The organism is Burkholderia sp. GbtcB21 (assembly GCF_019091065.1).
GTDB lineage: Bacteria > Pseudomonadota > Gammaproteobacteria > Burkholderiales > Burkholderiaceae > Burkholderia > Burkholderia pyrrocinia_C.
The window spans coordinates 211892-229170 of the sequence record NZ_JAGXKA010000006.1; the positions used below are offsets into that span (position 1 = coordinate 211892).

A 17279-nucleotide genomic window follows, 5' to 3' on the forward strand; every position below is an offset into this window, starting at 1 on the left:
CCCTCCTCGGCTCACCAGTTATCTTGACGTCGAGATAAATCGGCGTTTATCTTGATGTCGAGATACTTTACATGAAAAACGCACAGCGCCCGGACGGACGTCGTGCACCGATACCGAGGGCCTGTCGATGAATCGCTTCACTTCCCCCGGATGGCGGCTCGCCGCCATCGTGCTCGTCGGGCTGAACCTGCGGCCGGCGCTCGCCGCGGTCGGCCCGCTGCTCGACATGATCCAGCGCGCGACCGGCATCGGCGACGGCGCGGCCAGCCTGCTGACGACGATCCCGATCCTGCTGATGGGGCTCGGCGCGCTGAGTGCGCGGCGCCTGCAGCGCGTGACGGGCATCGCGGGCGGCGTATGGCTCGGCGTCGCGCTGATCGGGCTGGCCTGCGTGTCGCGCATCGGCGCGCAGCACGCGTGGCTGCTGCTCGCGAGCGCCTGCTGCGCGGGCGTCGGGATCGCGATGGTGCAGGCGCTGCTGCCCGGTTTCGTGAAGGCGCATTTCGCGACACGCGTCGGCGGCGCGATGGGCGTCTATTCGACGTCGATCATGGGCGGTGCGGTGCTCGCGAGCGTCGTCGCGCCGTTCGCCGCGGCGCGCTGGGGCTGGCTCGCCGCGCTCGCGGGCTGGGCGCTGCCGGCCGCGGTGGCCGCGCTCGCGTGGCCGCTGGCCGGTCGCGGCGGCGATGCGCTCGCGGCCGGGCCGGCTGCGGCATCGGCTGCGCAGCCGTCGCGCTCGCCGCGCGCATGGCGGCTCGCGCTGTTCTTCGGGATCGCGACGGGCGCGTACACGCTGGTGCTCGCGTGGCTGCCTCCGTACTACATGCGGCTCGGCTGGTCGCCGACGGCGGCCGGCAGCCTGCTCGGCGGCGTGACGCTCGCGGAAGTCGTCGCGGGGCTGACGATCTCGGCGACGATCGACCGCCTGCCCGATCGCCGTCCCGCGCTGCATGCGGCGATCGCGTCGCTGTTCGTCGGGTTGCTGGCGATGCTGGCCGCGCCCGAAGCGCTCGCCTTGCCGGCCGCGCTGCTGCTCGGCGCGGGAATCGGTGCGCTGTTTCCGCTGTCGCTGATCGTCACGGTCGACCATGCGGCGACGCCGGCGGACGCCGCATCGCTGACGGGGTTCGTGCAGGGTGTCGGCTACCTGATCGCCGGGTTGTTCCCGTTCGCGGCCGGCGTCGTGCGCCAGCATCTCGCGGACCTGACGCCCGCGTGGGTGGCGATGGCGTGCCTGTGCGTCGTGCTGTTCGCGCTGGCGGCGGGTTTTGCGCCGCGGCTCGCGCGGCGTGTTGCGAGTGCCTAGGCGGTCGGCCGCGCGTCAGCCGCTCGTTTCCCGCTCCGACGGCAACTGTCGATAGGCACGCATCGCCGCAAATCGCACGCGTCTTCGTCGCACAGCCGGCACACCCGGATCGCGGGCTGCACGTCGTCGGCCAGTGCGCCGATCAATTGCTCGCAGATCGGCATGAGGCATGGGTTGCGAACACGGTTCGGCCATCACCATGCCCGTGATGTCCGCGATCGCCGATCCGCGTGCGACGCGCACCTGCGCGAACGTCGTGCCGAACGCCGGCCGGCGCACGCGTGATCAGCCCGCGCTCGCGTACAACGTCGAATCCGCGAACCCTTCGGCATCGAGCACGCGCCCGATCAGGATCAGCGCGGTGCGCTCGATCTGCGTGCCCTGCACCTTGCCGACGATGTCGGCGAGCGTGCCGGTCACGCGTTCCTCGTCGGGCCAGCTCGCGCGATAGACCACCGCGACCGGGCAATCGGCGCCGTAATGCGGCAGCACTTCGTCGACGATGCGCGCGAGATGGCGCACGCCGAGATGGATCGCGAGCGTCGCGCGATGCGCGGCGAGCGCGCCGAGCGCCTCGCCTTCCGGCATCGTCGTCTTGCCCGCGAAGCGCGTGAGGATCACCGTCTGCGCAACGCCGGGCAGCGTCAGCTCGACGCCGAGCGTCGCCGCGCACGCGGCCGTGGCCGTCACGCCCGGCACGATTTCGTACGGAATCCCGAGCGTCTTCAGCCGGCGGATCTGCTCGCCGATCGCGCCGTACAGCGACGGATCGCCCGAATGCACGCGCGCGACGTCCTGCCCCTTCGCATGCGCGGCGGCGAGCAGCGCGACGATCGCGTCGAGGTCGAGCTCGGCCGTATTGACGACCTGCTCCGCGCGATGGCCGTCGAGCACGGCCGGCGGCACCAGCGAGCCTGCATACAGGATCACCGGGCAGGTGCGCACGAGGCGCTGGCCCTTCACCGTGATCAGCTCCGGGTCGCCGGGGCCCGCGCCGATGAAATACACCGTCATCGAAAAATCTCCGTCAATTCGTTGGATGATCGGCCGCGCGGCGTCACGCGCGCGCGGCCGGATCGAGTGCGTCGAGCAGCGCGGCGGCCGAGTCGAACGTGCGGTCGGCGTCGGGCAGCGGCGGCCGGCGCAGCATCACGACCGGCAGCCTGCGTTCGCGCGCGACGTCGAGCTTGGCCTCGGTGGCCGCACCACCGCTGTTCTTGCTGACGACGACGTCGATCCCCATCAGCGCGAACAGCGCGCGCTCGCCGTCGAGCGTGAACGGCCCGCGCGCGGCGACGATCTGCGCGTGCGCGTTGCCGGGATGTGCGTCGAGGCAACGCACGAGCCAGAACTGGTGCGGCGGGATCGCGTCGAGATGCGCGAGAGGCTCGCGGCCGAGCGTGAACAGCGGCCGCTTGAACGGCGCGAGCGCGGCCTCGATGCCGGCCCAGTCGTCGACCATCCGCCAGTCGTCGCCCGGTTGCGGCGTCCATGGCGCGCGGCGCAGCGCCCACAGCGGCACGCCCGCGTCGCGCGTCGCGGCAGCGGCATTCGCGCTGATTTGCGCGGCATACGGATGCGTCGCGTCGATCACGAGGCGGATACCGGCACTGCGCAGATACGCGGCCAATCCGGCGGCGCCGCCGAAACCGCCGACGCGCACGTCGCAGCGCAGGTCGTCGGGTACCTTGCCGAGACCGGCCAGGCTATACACGTGGTGCGGGCCGAGTGCGCGCGCGATTTTCAGCGCGTCGCCGGTGCCGCCGAGCAGCAGGATGCGCGCGCTCATCGCGCCTGCCCGACGAAGCGGCCCTGCCGGTCGATCGCGAACATCTCGACGGCGACCGATGGCGGCACGATATCGCGCGCGACGCGCAGCGCCTGCGCGCAGACGAGATCGCCGAGCGGCACGCCCGCGGCCAGCGCCAGCTTCAACGCTTCCTGGCTCGTGTTCGCGGCGCGCATCGCGGCCTGCAGCGCATCGCTCGCGCCGGCCTCGGCCGCCCACTGCGCGAGCAACGGCAGGTCGATGCTCGAATGGCGGCTGTGCAGGTCGAGGTGGCCGGCCGCGAGCTTGCTGAGCTTGCCGAAGCCGCCGCACATCGACAGTCGCGCTATCGGTGCGCGGCGCAAGTGCTTGAGCACCGCGCCCGCGAAATCGCCCATCTCGACCAGCGCCATGTCGGGCAGGTGGTAGTGCGCGCGCATCGCGTCCTCGCTCGTATTGCCCGTGCACGCGGCGATATGCTGGATGCCGTTTGCGCGCGCGACGTCGATGCCCTGGTGGATCGACGCGATATAGGCCGAGCACGAGAACGGCCGCACGATGCCGGTCGTGCCGAGGATCGACAGCCCGCCGACGATACCGAGGCGCGGGTTCATCGTCTTCAGCGCGAGCGCTTCGCCGCCTTCCACGCCGATCGTCACGTCGAAGCCGCCCGCGTAGCCATATTCGGCTGCCAGCGCGTCGAGGTGCGTCGTCATCATCTGGCGCGGCACCGGGTTGATCGCCGGTTCGCCGACCGCCAGCGTCAGCCCCGCACGCGTGACCGTGCCGACGCCCGGCCCCGCGTGAAACCGTACGCCGGGCGCCGTCGCGAGTGCGACGCGCGCGAAGATCAGCGCGCCGTGCGTGACGTCCGGATCGTCGCCGGCATCCTTGATCGTGCCGGCTTCGGCGCCGTCGGCCGTGATCCGGCAGAACTCGAGCCGCATCATCACGCGCTGCCCCTTCGGCAGCACGATCGCGACCGCATCGTCCACCTGGCCCGCGAGCAGCAGGCGCGCGGCGGCGAGCGACGTCGCGGTCGCGCAGCTGCCGGTCGTATAACCGAAGCGCAGCGGCGCGTGCTGTTCGGGGGTTTCGTCGCGCATCACGCGTCCACCGGGTTCGTCGGTCCGGCCGTGGTGGCCGCGTCGGGCTTGCGCACGTCGTACAGCGTGACCGGCAACGGCTGCCGCCATGTGTCGAAGCGGCCGAGCGGCTCCGCATGCGCGAGCGACACGCGCGTGAGCGTGCCGCCGTGCGCATCGCGCCATGCGGCGAGCGCCATCTCGCCCTGCAGCGTGACCGCGTTCGCGACCAGCCGGCCGCCGGGCTTCAGCGACGACCAGCACGCGTCGAGCACGCCGGGCGCCGTCGCACCGCCACCGATGAAGATCGCGTCGGGCGCGGCGAGCCCGGCGAGCGCGTCGGGCGCGCGCCCCGCGACGAGCTGCAGGCCCGGCACGCCGAGCGCGTCGCGGTTGTGTTCGATGAAGCGCTGCCGCTCCGCATGCGCTTCGATCGCGATCGCCTGGCACGACGGATGCGCGCGCATCCATTCGATGCCGATCGAGCCGCTGCCGGCGCCGACGTCCCACAGCAGCTCGCCGGGAGCGGGCGCAAGGCGCCCGAGCGTCATCGCGCGCAGGTCGCGCTTGGTGAGCTGGCCGTCGTGGCGGTACGCATCGTCGGGCAGGCCGGGCGTGAGCGCGCGGCGCGGCGCGTCGGGGCCGGCCTGGCAGTCGAGCGCGACGAGATTGAGCGCGGCCGTTTCGTCGACGTTCCAGTCCTGCGCGAGGCCGTCGACACGCCGCTCGAGCGGGCCGCCCAGATGTTCGAACACGCTGATGCGCGTCGGCCCGAAGCCGCGTGCGGTGAGTTCGGCCGCGACGGCGGCCGGCGTGCGGCCGTCGGCGCTCAGCACGAACAAGCGCCGGCCCGGCAGCAGATGGCGCGCGAGCGTCGCGAGCGGACGCCCGACGAGCGATACCGCGCCGATATCCTGCAGCGCCCAGCCGAGGCGCGCGGCCGCGAGCGACAGCGACGACGGCGCGGGCAGCACGCGCCATTCGTCGGGGGAAAGCCGGTGCGCGAGCGTGGCGCCGACGCCGAACAGCATCGGGTCGCCGCTCGCGAGCACGCAGACGGGCGACGGGCGACGCGCGAGCACGCCGGCGACGTCGAACGGCGACGGCCACGTTTCGCGCGCGGCCGGCAGCCGCGCGGGCAGCATGTCGAGATGCCGCTGCGCGCCGACGACGAGCGTCGCGTCGAGCAGCGCGCGCCGCGCGCTGCGTCCGAGCCCCGCGTAACCGTCGTCGCCGATGCCCACTACCGTCAGCCACGCCGTCATGCACCCTTCCCCATCGTTCGATTCCATCGTGTCGCCGCACGGCCGTAAAAGGGCCGGCGCAGCCGTCCGCATTGCGAAAGACGGCATGGTACCGTGTTCCATCCCGCGTTTCATCTGCCTGCTCGCCGGCGCCGGGTCGTCCCCCGCTTCGCCCGGCGCGAACGGCTTTCCAGTCGCGAACCGCGGTCGAAATCGGGTATCCTACGGCCGTTCGTTCGCCGGTGCCCTTCGGGGCCGAAGAGGGAACACAGGGCGCGCCGTGCGCGCCGCTGTGGCTGCCCCCGCAACTGTAGACAGCGAGCCGATCTCCCCCTCACGCCACTGGTTCGACCGGGAAGGCCGGGAGCCGGTGCCGACCTGTCAGCCAGGAGACCTGCCGGCCAGAAAGTGCGTGCGTGCCAGTCGGCGTCGGGCGGGGTGTACCGATGCGTTGGCCGCGGCGCGACACTGTCCCGATACCCCGTGAGTTCCGCCCCCGATTCGATTCCTGCGTCGCCCGTCGTGCGCCCGTCGGCTTGCCCGGGGCTCGTGCGCGTCGTCGCGGCCGCCGACGGCGGGCTGTGCCGGATCAAGCTGCCGGGCGGCCGACTCGATGCGCGCCAGATGCGTGCGATCGCCGCCGCCGCGCGCGCATACGGCTCCGGCGCGATCGACGCGACCAATCGTGCGAATCTCCAGCTACGCGGCATTCGCGACGGCGCGGCCGCCGACGCGCTGACGCGCGCATTGCTCGACGCGGGGCTCGGCCCGCGCGCCGATGCCGCCGCAAAATCGACTGCGGATTCAACCGCCGATGCGGCCGCGCTCGCCGCGAGCGACGACGTCCGCAACGTGATGCTCAGCCCGCTCGCCGGGCATGACCCCGCCGCGCTCGTCGACAGCCGCGCGCTCGCCATTCCGCTGCTCGATATGCTGGCGAGCGAGCCGCGCCGCGGCGAGCTGTCGCCGAAATTCTCGATCCAGCTCGACGGCGGCGAATCGGTCGCGGCGCTCGATCATCCGCACGACATCTGGCTCGCCGCATGGCGCCGCGCCGACGGCGCGGTGCGCATCGCGGCCGGGCTGGCCGGCTGCCCTCCGGTTGCACTCGATGACATGCGTGCTTCGGTCGATGTGTCGCCCGACCAGAGCGTCGCGCTCGTCCGCGCACTGCTGCTCGCGTTCCTCGATCTCGCGTCGGCCGACGTCACGCGGATGCGTGCACTGCTCGCGACGTGCGGCGAACGCACGTTGCTCGACCGCGCGCAGCACTACCTGCCCTTCCCGCTCACGGCCGATCCCGCGCTCGCCGGCTGGCGACGCACGCGTTCCGATCCCGCACTGCGTTTCGGCGCGCGTCCGTCGCTCGATGCAGCGCGCTGCAGCGTCGGCGCGCAATTCGTGCTCGGGCGGCTCGACGCGACGCAGCTGGAACGGCTCGCCGCATGGGCCGAAGCCGAAGGCGACGGCACGCTGTCGATGACGCCGTGGCAAGGCGTGTTCATCCACGGCGTGCCGCACGCACGCGCACCGGCCACGCTCGATGCGCTCGCGTCGCTCGGCCTCGTCTGCGCGTCGACCGACCCGCTCGCGACGCTCGTCGCGTGCACCGGCAGCGCGGGCTGCGCGAAAGCGCACGCCGACACGAAACGCGATGGGCTCGCGCTCGCCGCACGCATCGGCCGTCCAGTCGACGTGCACCTGACCGGCTGCGAGCGCCACTGCGCGCTGCCGCATCCCGCTGCGCACACGCTGGTCGCGGTCGCGCCCGCGCACTACGACCTTTACCGGCGCGACGCCGCCGCGGGCCTCGGCGCCCCGCTCGCGCGCCATCTGACGATTGACCAGGCCGCGGCCCGACTGACGGGCGCACGGCATAGCCAGGACACCACCACCGATGCTTGACTACATTCGCGACGGGCAGGAAATCTACCGCCAGTCGTTCGCGACGATCCGCGCCGAGGCCGACCTGTCGCACGTTCCGCCCGACCTCGAGAAACTCGCGGTGCGCGTGATTCACGCGTGCGGGATGGTCGACGTCGTCTACGACCTGCGCTTCTCGGCCGGCGCCGGCACCGCGGGCCGCACGGCGCTCGCGGCCGGCGCGCCGATCCTGTGCGACGCGAAAATGGTTGCCGAAGGCATCACGCGCGCACGGCTGCCGGCCGGCAATCCCGTGATCTGCACGCTCGGCGAGCCGGAGGTGCCCGATCTCGCGCGCCATCTCGGCAACACACGCTCGGCCGCCGCGCTCGAACTGTGGCGCCCGCATCTGGCGGGCAGCGTCGTCGTGATCGGCAATGCACCGACCGCGCTGTTCCACCTGCTCGACATGATCGACGCCGGCGCGCCGCGCCCCGCGCTGATCCTCGGGTTCCCGGTCGGCTTCATCGGTGCGGCCGAATCGAAGGCGATGCTCGACGCCGACAGCCGCGGCGTGCCGTACGTCGCGCTGCTCGGCCGGCGCGGCGGCAGCGCGATGGCGGCCGCCGCGGTCAACGCGCTCGCGACGGAGGTCGAATGACGACCGCGCGCGGACGCCTGTTCGGGGTCGGCGTCGGCCCCGGCGACCCCGAACTGATGACGATCAAGGCGCTGCGCGTGCTGCAGGCCGCGCCCGTGGTCGCGTATTTCGTCGCGAAGGGCAAGAAAGGCAATGCCTACGGCATCGTCGAAGCGCACTTGCTCGACACGCAGACGCAGCTGCCGCTCGTCTATCCGGTGACGACCGAAGCGCTGCCGCCGCCGCTCTGCTACGAGACGGTGATCGCCGACTTCTACGATACGGCCGCCGAAATCGTCGCGGCGCACCTCGACGCGGGCCGCGACGTCGCGGTGATCTGCGAAGGCGATCCGTTCTTCTACGGCTCGTACATGTACCTGCACGACCGCCTCGCACCGCGTTACGACACCGAGGTCATCCCGGGCGTATGCGCGATGCTCGGCGGCACGGCCGTGCTCGGCCAGCCGCTCGTCTATCGCAACCAGAGCCTGTCGGTGCTGTCGGGCGTGCTGCCCGAGCACGAACTGCGCGCGCGGCTCGCGCAGGCCGACGCGGCCGTCGTGATGAAGCTCGGCCGCAATTTCGACAAGGTGCGGCGCGTGCTCGACGAACTCGGTCTCGCGAAGCGCGCGCTATATGTCGAACGCGCGACGATGGCGAGCCAGCGCATCGTGCCGCTCGACGAAGTCGATCCGATGGCGTCGCCGTATTTCTCGCTGCTCGTCGTGCCGGGGGAAAAATGGCAAGGATGACGACTCCGCCCGCGATCGTGATACTCGGCGCCGGCGCGCTCGACACTGCGCGACGCATCCAGGCACGCTACCCGGGCGCCCGCGTGCATGGGCTCGCATCGCGCGTCGATGCCGACGAGCCATTCGACGAACTCGGCGCGCACCTGCGCGAGCTCTATGCACGCGGCCTGCCGATCGTCGCGCTGTGCGCGGCCGGCATCGTGATTCGCTGTCTCGCGCCCGCATTGGCCGACAAGGGCGTCGAGCCGCCGGTGCTCACGGTAGCGGAGGACGGCTCGGCCGTCGTGCCGCTGCTCGGCGGGCTGACGGGCGTCAACGTGATCGCGCGCGAACTGGCCGAATGGCTCGGCGTCGCGCCGGCGATCACGACGAGCGGCGAACTGCGCTTCGGCGCATGCGTGCTCAATCCGCCTGAAGGCTATGCGCTCGCCGATCTCGCGCAGGGCAAGCGCTTCGTGTCCGACCTGCTCGCGGGCGCGTCGACGCGCATCGACGGCGCGGCGCCGTGGCTCGACGATGTCGCGCTGCCACGCGACGACGCGGCCGCGCATGCGATCCGCGTGACGCCCGATGCATGGCGCGGCACGCAAGACGAACTCGTGATCCATCCGCGCAGCGTGGTGGTCGGCGTCGATGCGCAAACCATGCACGCGGACGAAGCGCTCGCCGCGCGCATCGAAGCCGCGCTCGACGCACAAGGCCTCGCGCGGCTGGCGCTCGCGGCCATCGTCGCACCGGCGTCGGCGATCGGCGAAGCAGTGCTGGAGGACGCAGCGCAAACGCTCGGCGTGCCGCTGCGCTTCGTCGATGTCGACAACGAAGCGCAAACCGACGCGGCCACGCTGCTCGGCCGCGCATTGCGCGTCGTGCACACGTCGCGCGCAACGTCGAACGGCCTCGCGTGCGCGGTCGCGTCGCATCCGGTCGATCCCGCCACGCTCGGCCGTGCGCGCGGCCGCCTGACGGTGCTCGGCCTCGGCCCGGGCGGCGCCGCGTGGCTCACGCCGGCCGCGCGCGCCGCGCTCGCGGACGCGACCGATATCCTCGGCTACACGACCTACGTGAACATGGCCGGCCCGTTCCGCGCGGACCAGCGCGTGCACGGCACCGACAATCGCGAGGAAATGCAGCGCGCGCGCCACGCGTTCGAACTCGCGGCCGAAGGCCGGCGCGTCGCGGTCGTGTCGTCGGGCGACCCCGGCGTGTTCGCGATGGCCGCGGCCGTGCTCGAAGCGCTCGACGAATCTCGCGACCCGCAATGGGCCGCGGTCGACCTGCGCGTGGAACCCGGCATATCGGCATCGCTCGCGACCGCCGCACAGGCCGGCGCGCCGCTCGGCCACGACTTCTGCGCGATCTCGCTGTCGGACAACCTGAAACCGTGGGACGTGATCGAGACGCGCCTGCGGCACGCAGCGCAAGCCGATCTCGTGATGGCGTTCTACAACCCGATCTCGCGTGCGCGGCCGTGGCAGCTCGACCGCGCGCTCGATGTCGTGCGCGCGCATCGTGCGGCCGATACGGTGGTCGTGCTCGGGCGCGACATCGGCCGGCCGGGCGCGACGCTCGCGACGACGACGCTCGGCGCGCTGCGCAGCGACCAGGTCGACATGCGCACGATGGTGATCGTCGGCTCGTCGACCACACGGCGTTTCGCGATCGACGGCGGACGCGAGTGGGTGTATACGCCGCGCTGGTATCGCTGAACGCGGTCAGCGTGTGAACCGGGCGCCGCGCACGTCGGCATGCGCAGGCGTCGTCAATGTACCGCTCGCCGGTGCGCGTTCGGCCGAGCAGATCGTGTCGCGGAGCGAGCTGTTTGCGTCGGCGTGCGTCGAACGCTTCGTCGCGCAGGCCCGCTCACTGGTGCAGCCTGTATCGGCGTAACGCAACGTGAGCGATATAAGCGACGTTAGCGACGCGCATCGGGCTTCATGCAATCAGCACGAACGATCGGGAAAATCGCCCGCCCGATGCATTACGGAACGGTGTCGAATCGGCAAGATCGTTACGTATCGGAAATCAAATAACAAAAAGAACTCCTGACCATTCACTATTCGGCGCGAATCCTCCAAGATGGGCACGCCGCCGGCCGGGCATGCCCGGTCGTCCGTCCGGCGGCGATACGCGGGCCAGCGTATCCCTCTTCCACTTGGAGAACAGAATGAACAACAACGTGTTGCAGCGTTTCATCCCGCGTGCGATTGCCGCGGGTTGTCTGCTCGCCGCCGCGAGCGTGTCCCACGGCGCCGGCGTCTACGCGCCGTTCGTCGACGTGACGCTCTATCCGACGCCGCTCGTCGACCAGATCGGCGTCCGGCAAGGCATCCAGCAATTCACGCTCGCGTTCGTGGTCGCGGGCAGCGGCTGCGCGCCGTCGTGGGGCGGCGTGCAGCCGATCGGCAACGGCGCGAGCGGCGGCCTGCTCACCGCGCTGTCGACGTCGATCGCGAGCTATCGCGCGAAAGGCGGCGAAGTCGCCGTGTCGTTCGGCGGCGCGAACGGCACGCCGCTGATGCAGGCCTGCTCGACGGTTCCCGCGCTGAAAACCGCCTACCAGACGGTGATCGACACATACGGCCTCACGCATATCGACTTCGATATCGAAGGCGCATCGCAGCAGGACACGGCTGCGGTCGCGCGCAACTTCCAAGCCGTCGCGCAACTGCAAGCCGACTATGCGGCGAAGGGCAAGCCGCTGCACGTCACGCTGACGCTGCCGACGATGCCGACCGGGCTCACGCAGGACGGCGTGAACGTCGTCAACGCCGCGATCGCGAACAAGACGACGTTCGATGCCGTGAACCTGATGACGATGGACTACGGCCCCGCGAACATCGACATGGGCGCGGCCGCGATCAGCGCCGCGCAGGCGCTGTATTCGCAGCTCGACACCGCGTTCAAGTCCGCCGGCCAGCCGAAGACCGGCGCGCAACTGTGGCAGATGGTGGGTGTCACGCCGATGATCGGCGTGAACGACGTGCAGGGCGAGACCTTCACGCTCGCGAACGCGCAAAGCGTGCTGAACGCGGCGGTCAACAACGGCTACGGGTTCTTCGGCAACTGGTCGGTCGGCCGCGACCAGCCGTGCCCGAACAACGGCGCGTATGCGTCGCCGACCTGCTCGGGCGTCGCGCAGCAGCCGTACGCGTTCGCGGCGATTTTCCGCAAGCTCGACGGCAAGTGGGGCGCCGGCGTCACGCAGGACCCGAACTACGGCGGCGGCTCGGACGGCGGCACGCCGCAGCCGGGCGCGCCCTGGGCGGCCGGCCAGGTCTATACGGCCGGCGCGACGGTCACCTACCAGGGCACGACCTATCAGGCGCAATGGTGGACGCAGGGTGACGTGCCCGGCCAGGCGGCCGTGTGGAAGCCGGTCGGCGGCGGCTCGCCGGTATGGTCGGCCACGACCGCCTACCAGGGCGGCACGTGCGTGACGTACCAGGGCGCGAAGTACTGCGCGAAATGGTGGACCCAGGGCGACAACCCGAGTGCCGGCGGCGTATGGGTAAAGTCGTGATGGCGCAACGCGCCGGCGCATGATGCGCGGCGAGCCGTTTCCGGCGCGGCAGGATCGAATGCCGGAACGGCTCGTCATGCTTCGCCTTCGGCCTAAGGCCGAAGGTTCGTGAAAGACCGAGCACCAACACTCGGCACTGTCCAAGAAATCCAGGCGGTTCATGAAAACCCCCCAAACGCTTGGATCGGTGCCCGACTTTTGCGGTGTAGTCCAGACGCCGGCCCGCTACTGGCTCTCGCGTGCCGCTACCCTACCCGCGCGCGTGTTCGGCCAGCAGCCGCGCCTTCGCGTCGACGAGCAGCGCCGCATGCGTGTCGCGATGCTGGCGGATCCGCTCGGTCGGCCCGACGACCGACAGCCCGTACCAGTCGCCGTCGAGCGTCAGCGCGACCGCGATCGCCGACAGCTCGGGCGCGCTTTCGCCGAAGTTCTCGGCCCAGCCGAGTTCGCGAAACCGCGCGGTTTGCGCGACGAGCGCCGGCAGGTCCGCGATCGTCGCGTCGGTGAAACGCTCGAACGGCAACTGCGCGCCGAGCGCCTGCTGCGCATCGCCGGCGAGTTCCGCGAAGATCGCCTTGCCGATTGAGTTCGCGTGCAGCGGGCGCAGCTCGCCCGGCTGGCGCGTATAGCGGATCGCCTGCTCCGATTCGACGACGTCGAGGTACGTGACCGACAGGCCCTGGATCTTGCCGAGCACGGCGGTCTCGCGGCTCGCGTCGCGCAGCGCGACGAGATGCGGATGCACGATGTCGACGACGGGATCGGTCGCGTCGATCGCGGCGGCGATCGTCTGCAAGCGCCGCGTCGGGTAGTAGCCGCCGCGCTTGCGCACTTCGTACAGGTAGCCGCGGCTCACGAGCGTGCGCGCCATCGCGAGGCAGCTCGACGCCGGCACATTGAGCAGGCGCGCGAGTTCGGTCAGCGGCAGCGGCCGCCGTTCGGCGGCGAACAGCTCGAACAGGTCGAGCGTGCGGGCAACGAGTTTGACGTCCATGACGAGCGCTTGATTCGGAACGGGAAACCGCGCGCCGGGCGGGCCGCCGCGCGTCAGTAAGACTTCGGCAGCCCGAGCACCTTCTCCGCGATGTAGCACAGGATCAGTTGCGGACTCACGGGCGCGAGCCTCGGAATCATACACTCGCGCAGGTAGCGCTCGACATGGTATTCCTTCGCGTACCCCATCCCGCCATGCGTCGCGATCGCCGTCTGGCATGCCTGGAACGCGGCTTCCGCGCCGAGGTATTTCGCCGCGTTCGCCTCCGCGCCGCACGACTGCCCCGCGTCGTAGCGCGTCGCGGCCTTCATCACCATCAGCCACGCGGCCTCGAGCTGCATCCACGCCAGCGCAAGCGGATGCTGGATCGACTGGTTCTGCCCGATCGGCCGGCCGAACACGACGCGCTCGCACGCATACTGCGTCGCGCGGCGCAGCGCCGCCTGCCCGAGCCCGATCGCCTCCGCGGCGATCAGGATCCGCTCGGGATTCAGCCCGTGCAGCAGATAGCGGAAGCCGTCGCCTTCGTTGCCGATCAGGTCGTCGCGCGACACGCGCAGGTTGTCGATGAACAGCATGTTCGAATCGACGGCCTTGCGGCCCATCTTCTCGATCTCGCGCACCTCGACGCGCGAGCGATCGAGGTCGGTGTAGAACAGGCTCAGCCCGTCGGTCGGCTTCGCGACCTGGTCGAGCGGCGTCGTGCGCGCGATGATCAGCATCTTGTTCGCGACCTGCGCGGTCGAAATCCAGATCTTGCGCCCGCTCAGCACGTAGTGGTCGCCGTCGCGACGCGCCTGCGTGGCCAGGTGCGTGGTGTCGAGGCCCGCGTCGGGTTCCGTCACCGCGAAGCACGCCTTGTCGCGCCCGGCGATCAGCGGCGGCAGGAAGCGCGCCTTCTGCGCGTCGTTGCCGAATACCTGCACCGGATTCAGCCCGAAGATGTTCATGTGGACGGCCGATGCGCCGGACAGGCCGGCGCCCGACGCACTGATCGTGCGCATCATCAGCGCGGCCTCGGTCATCCCGAGCCCGGCGCCGCCGTAAGCCGGGTCCATCGCGATGCCGAGCCAGCCGGCCTCGGCGAGCGCCGCGTGGAAATCGGCCGGAAACCCGCCCGCGCGGTCGCGTTCGAGCCAGTAGTCGTCGCCGAAGCGCGCGCAGATTTTCTCGATCGCGCTGTCGATCGCGCGCTGGTCGTCGGTCAGGTCGAACTGCATGGATTGCTCTCCCGGAAAACGTGAACGGCCGCGCCGTACGCAAGAAAACGCCGAGCCGCCTCGAAGGAAGTTCCCTCGGGAGCCTGGCGCGAAGCAACAGGTCTGCGGGCGCTCATAGTGGAAACACGCCCGTCGCGACCGCGGCGAAGACCATCAGCACGGTAGCGGCGAACAGGAACGGAATCGTGAATTTCTGGTGCTCGGCGAGCTCGACGCCGGTCAGCCCGACGATCAGGAACGTCGCGGGCGTGAGCGGGCTCACCGGAAAGCCCGTCGTCATCTGGCCGAGCAGCGCGGCCTGCGCCATCTGGATCGGCGGCACGCCGAGCAGCTTGCCGCTTTCCGCGAGCACCGGCAGCACGCCGAAATAAAACGAATCGGGATCGAACAGCAGGCTGAGCGGCATCGACAGCAGCCCGAGCACGAACGGCATGTGGCGCGCATGCTCGACCGGCACGTGCGCGACGACGACTTCCGCCAGCGCCTTCAGCATCCCGGTGCCGGACATGATGCCGGTGAACGCGCCGGCCGCGAGCAGCACGCTCGCCATCATCAGCGCGGCCTTCGCATGCGCGTCGATCCGCTCGCGCTGGGCTTGCACGTCCGGGTAGTTGATCACGAGCGCGGCGACCGTGCCGAGCATGAACATCACCATCGGGTCGACGATGCCCGACACCAGCGTGACGAGCACGACAAGCGTCAGCGCGAGGTTGATCCGGAAGCGGCCGGGCCGGCGCAGCGCGCGCTCGGCGTCGGTCAGCTCGCGCGGCGCGATCGCGAGCGACGCCGCACCGGCGCGATCGAGCCCGAGCCGTTTCGCCTCGCGGACGCCGAGCACGTACGCGGTGCCGAACACGAACGCGAGCCCGACGATCTGCACCGGGATCATCGGCATGAAGATCGCCGAGCCGGGAATGTGCAGCGCCGCCGACGCGCGCAGCATCGGCCCGACCCACGGCAGGAAATTGACGCCGGCCGCCATCGACGCGACGCACGCGAGGATGCGGCGATCCATCCCGAGCCGCGTATAGAGCGGCATCATCGCGGGCAGCGTGACGAGAAACGTGACGGCGCCCGAGCCGTCGAGATGGATCAGCAGCGCGAGCAGCGCCGAGCCCATCACGATGCGCGGCGGATGGCAGCCGATCACGCGCAGCACGCCCGCGATGATCGGGTCGAGCATCCCCGCGTCGGTGAGGATTCCGAAAAATAGAATCGCAAAAACGAACATCCCGGCGATCGGGCCGATGTTCTGTACGCCGTGCACGATGAACTTGCCGGTCGTCAGCCCGAAACCGGCCGCGAGCGACGCGGCCACCGGCACGACGATCAGCGCGACGAGCGGCGACAGCCGCTTCGTGATGATCAGGCCGAACAGCGCGACGATGGTGATCGCGCCGATCCATGCAAGCATGATGCGTCTCCTCTTCAGCCGGTGCGTCCGTGCGCGGGCCGGCGTGGTGTCCGAACGAGGTGTACGGCCCGCGCGGCCGTGCGCCGCCGTCGGGCGCGCGGCACGGCCGGCGGCCGCGATGCCGGTCAGTCCCGGCGGTTGTCGTGATCGTTTTCGGCGTCGACGTCGGCAAAAACCTGCGCCGCATGCTCATTCAGCGCTGGCGGCGGCCGCCGGTACGTGGCCGGCGTGCGGCCGAGCTTGATCGGCGACGCGATGCCGCGATGCCGGCCCAGCTCGACCTTCATCTGCCGATGCGCGACATGCGGATGGTCGAGCGCCGCATCGAGCCCGAGCACGGGTGCGCATGGCACGCCGCGGCGCATCAGTTGCTCGGCGAGCGCCGCGCCGTCGTGTCCGGCCAATGCCGTTTCGAGCAGCGCGCGCAGCGCGGCGCGGTTCGCGCTGCGCGCGCGGTTGTCCGCGAAACGCAGATCGTCGGGCCAGTCGCGCGTGCCGAGCACGTCGCACAGCGCCGCAAACTGCCCGTTGTTGCCGACCGCGAGAAAGATGTCGACGGTGGCCGTCGGGAAGCTGTCGTACGGCGTGATGTTCGGATGCGCGTTGCCGGTGCGCACGGGCGCGTTGCCCGAATGGAAGAAGTTCGGCGTATGCGGATGCAGGATCGACAGCGCGCAGTCGAACAGCGTCGATTCGACGAACTGGCCGCGGCCGCTCGCGTCGCGCTCGCGCAGCGCCATCAGCACGCCGAGCGCCGCGTTCAGTCCGGTCACGAGATCGACGATCGGCACGCCGACGCGCAACGGCGCGCCGCCTGCTTCTCCGTTCACGCTCATGAGCCCCGCGAGCGCCTGCACGGCTGCGTCGTAGCCGGGCAGCCCGCCAAGCGGGCCGTCCGCGCCGAAGCCCGATACGCGGCAATAAACGAGCCGCGGAAACCGCGCATGCAGCGTATCGAAACCGAGCCCCCAGCGCTCCATCGTGCCGATCTTGAAGTTCTCGACGACTGCATCGGCATGTTCGAGCAGGCCGAGCAGGCGCTCGCGGTCGTCCGGTTGCGTCAGGTCGAGCGCGACGCCGAGCTTGTTGCGGTTCACGCCGAGGAAATACGACGCGGTGTCGCCGTCGAACGGCGGGCCCCACGTGCGCGTCTCGTCGCCGGACGGCGGTTCGACCTTGATCACCTCCGCGCCGTGGTCGGCGAGGATCTGCGTCGCGTAAGGGCCGCCCAGCACCCGCGACAGATCGACGATGCGCAATCCCGCCAGCGCGCCCTGCTGCTCTCGTTCCGCCATGCGTCTCGCTCCTGGTTCCGGTTGATCGGACTGCCGGTTCCGGCGGCCGGCGCCTGCGGCGCGACTTTCCGGATTCGGCAAATAATTCTTGTATGTGAATTTATATTCACACTCAGGAATTATGTTGTCAAGCCCGGATGCACTCGGCGGAAGCGCGGACAACGCCGCCGGGCGCAAC

The 17279-nt window shown here is 70.6% G+C and carries 14 protein-coding genes and 1 riboswitch; of the genes, 6 read left to right on the plus strand and 8 right to left on the minus strand.

Annotated elements, in window-relative coordinates; translation table 11 throughout:
• Positions 1–127: 127 nt before the first annotated feature.
• Positions 128–1306, plus strand: a complete 1179-nt coding sequence (locus KVT39_RS16585) for an MFS transporter (protein WP_034184180.1) — start codon at positions 128–130, stop codon at positions 1304–1306.
• 285 nt (positions 1307–1591) lie between these two features.
• On the opposite strand, the gene cobM is transcribed toward KVT39_RS16585, so the two are convergent.
• Genes cobM through cbiE form a run of 4 tightly spaced genes read right to left on the minus strand, consistent with a single transcriptional unit; the run spans position 1592 to position 5424 of the window.
• A complete protein-coding gene (gene cobM / locus KVT39_RS16590) occupies positions 1592–2320 on the minus strand; it encodes a precorrin-4 C(11)-methyltransferase (protein WP_131947052.1) in 729 nt (242 codons plus the stop codon).
• Positions 2321–2363: 43 nt separating this feature from the next.
• Positions 2364–3095: a cobalt-precorrin-6A reductase gene (locus KVT39_RS16595; RefSeq protein WP_217589640.1), complete on the minus strand. Its 732-nt coding sequence runs from the start codon at positions 3093–3095 to the stop codon at positions 2364–2366.
• Positions 3092–4180 (minus strand): cobalt-precorrin-5B (C(1))-methyltransferase, encoded by a 1089-nt coding sequence (locus KVT39_RS16600; protein ID WP_217589642.1) that lies wholly within the window; start codon positions 4178–4180, stop codon positions 3092–3094. The genes KVT39_RS16595 and KVT39_RS16600 overlap by 4 nt, the downstream gene beginning before the upstream one ends.
• Complete coding sequence (gene cbiE / locus KVT39_RS16605; RefSeq protein WP_217589847.1) at positions 4180–5424, minus strand: precorrin-6y C5,15-methyltransferase (decarboxylating) subunit CbiE; 1245 nt, start codon at positions 5422–5424, stop codon at positions 4180–4182. Before cbiE ends, KVT39_RS16600 begins: the two co-directional genes overlap by 1 nt.
• A gap of 202 nt (positions 5425–5626) precedes the next feature.
• A riboswitch (cobalamin riboswitch) is annotated at positions 5627–5820 on the plus strand.
• Positions 5821–5925: 105 nt separating this feature from the next.
• Between cbiE and cobG the strand changes: the two genes are divergently transcribed.
• The 5 genes from cobG to KVT39_RS16630 all read left to right on the plus strand — a co-directional run bounded on the left by cobG (position 5926) and on the right by KVT39_RS16630 (position 12178).
• A complete protein-coding gene (cobG, locus tag KVT39_RS16610; RefSeq protein ID WP_368858929.1) occupies positions 5926–7308 on the plus strand; it encodes a precorrin-3B synthase in 1383 nt (460 codons plus the stop codon).
• Positions 7301–7927, plus strand: coding sequence for a precorrin-8X methylmutase (locus KVT39_RS16615; RefSeq protein WP_105390176.1), 627 nt, complete (start codon positions 7301–7303; stop codon positions 7925–7927). Before cobG ends, KVT39_RS16615 begins: the two co-directional genes overlap by 8 nt.
• Positions 7924–8658 carry a precorrin-2 C(20)-methyltransferase gene (locus KVT39_RS16620; protein WP_034184173.1) on the plus strand — a complete coding sequence of 245 codons (735 nt, stop codon included), beginning with the start codon at positions 7924–7926 and terminating at the stop codon, positions 8656–8658. The genes KVT39_RS16615 and KVT39_RS16620 overlap by 4 nt, the downstream gene beginning before the upstream one ends.
• Entirely contained in the window at positions 8655–10364 is a 1710-nt protein-coding gene (cobJ, locus tag KVT39_RS16625; protein WP_217589646.1) for a precorrin-3B C(17)-methyltransferase, read from the plus strand. The genes KVT39_RS16620 and cobJ overlap by 4 nt, the downstream gene beginning before the upstream one ends.
• Positions 10365–10822: 458 nt before the next feature.
• Complete coding sequence (locus KVT39_RS16630) at positions 10823–12178, plus strand: chitinase (protein WP_217589648.1); 1356 nt, start codon at positions 10823–10825, stop codon at positions 12176–12178.
• 250 nt (positions 12179–12428) lie between these two features.
• On the opposite strand, the gene KVT39_RS16635 is transcribed toward KVT39_RS16630, so the two are convergent.
• The 4 genes from KVT39_RS16635 to KVT39_RS16650 form a co-directional block, all read right to left on the minus strand.
• On the minus strand, positions 12429–13172 hold the full coding sequence (locus KVT39_RS16635) for an IclR family transcriptional regulator (RefSeq protein WP_034184170.1): 744 nt from the start codon (positions 13170–13172) through the stop codon (positions 12429–12431).
• Positions 13173–13225: 53 nt separating this feature from the next.
• Positions 13226–14392: an acyl-CoA dehydrogenase family protein gene (locus tag KVT39_RS16640; protein WP_175749401.1), complete on the minus strand. Its 1167-nt coding sequence runs from the start codon at positions 14390–14392 to the stop codon at positions 13226–13228.
• A gap of 112 nt (positions 14393–14504) precedes the next feature.
• Positions 14505–15806, minus strand: coding sequence for a CitMHS family transporter (locus KVT39_RS16645; protein WP_034184168.1), 1302 nt, complete (start codon positions 15804–15806; stop codon positions 14505–14507).
• Between the two features lie 125 nt (positions 15807–15931).
• The gene (locus tag KVT39_RS16650; protein ID WP_217589650.1) at positions 15932–17101 is read right to left on the minus strand and encodes a CaiB/BaiF CoA-transferase family protein; all 1170 of its coding nucleotides are present in this window, start codon (positions 17099–17101) and stop codon (positions 15932–15934) included.
• Positions 17102–17279 lie beyond the last annotated feature (178 nt).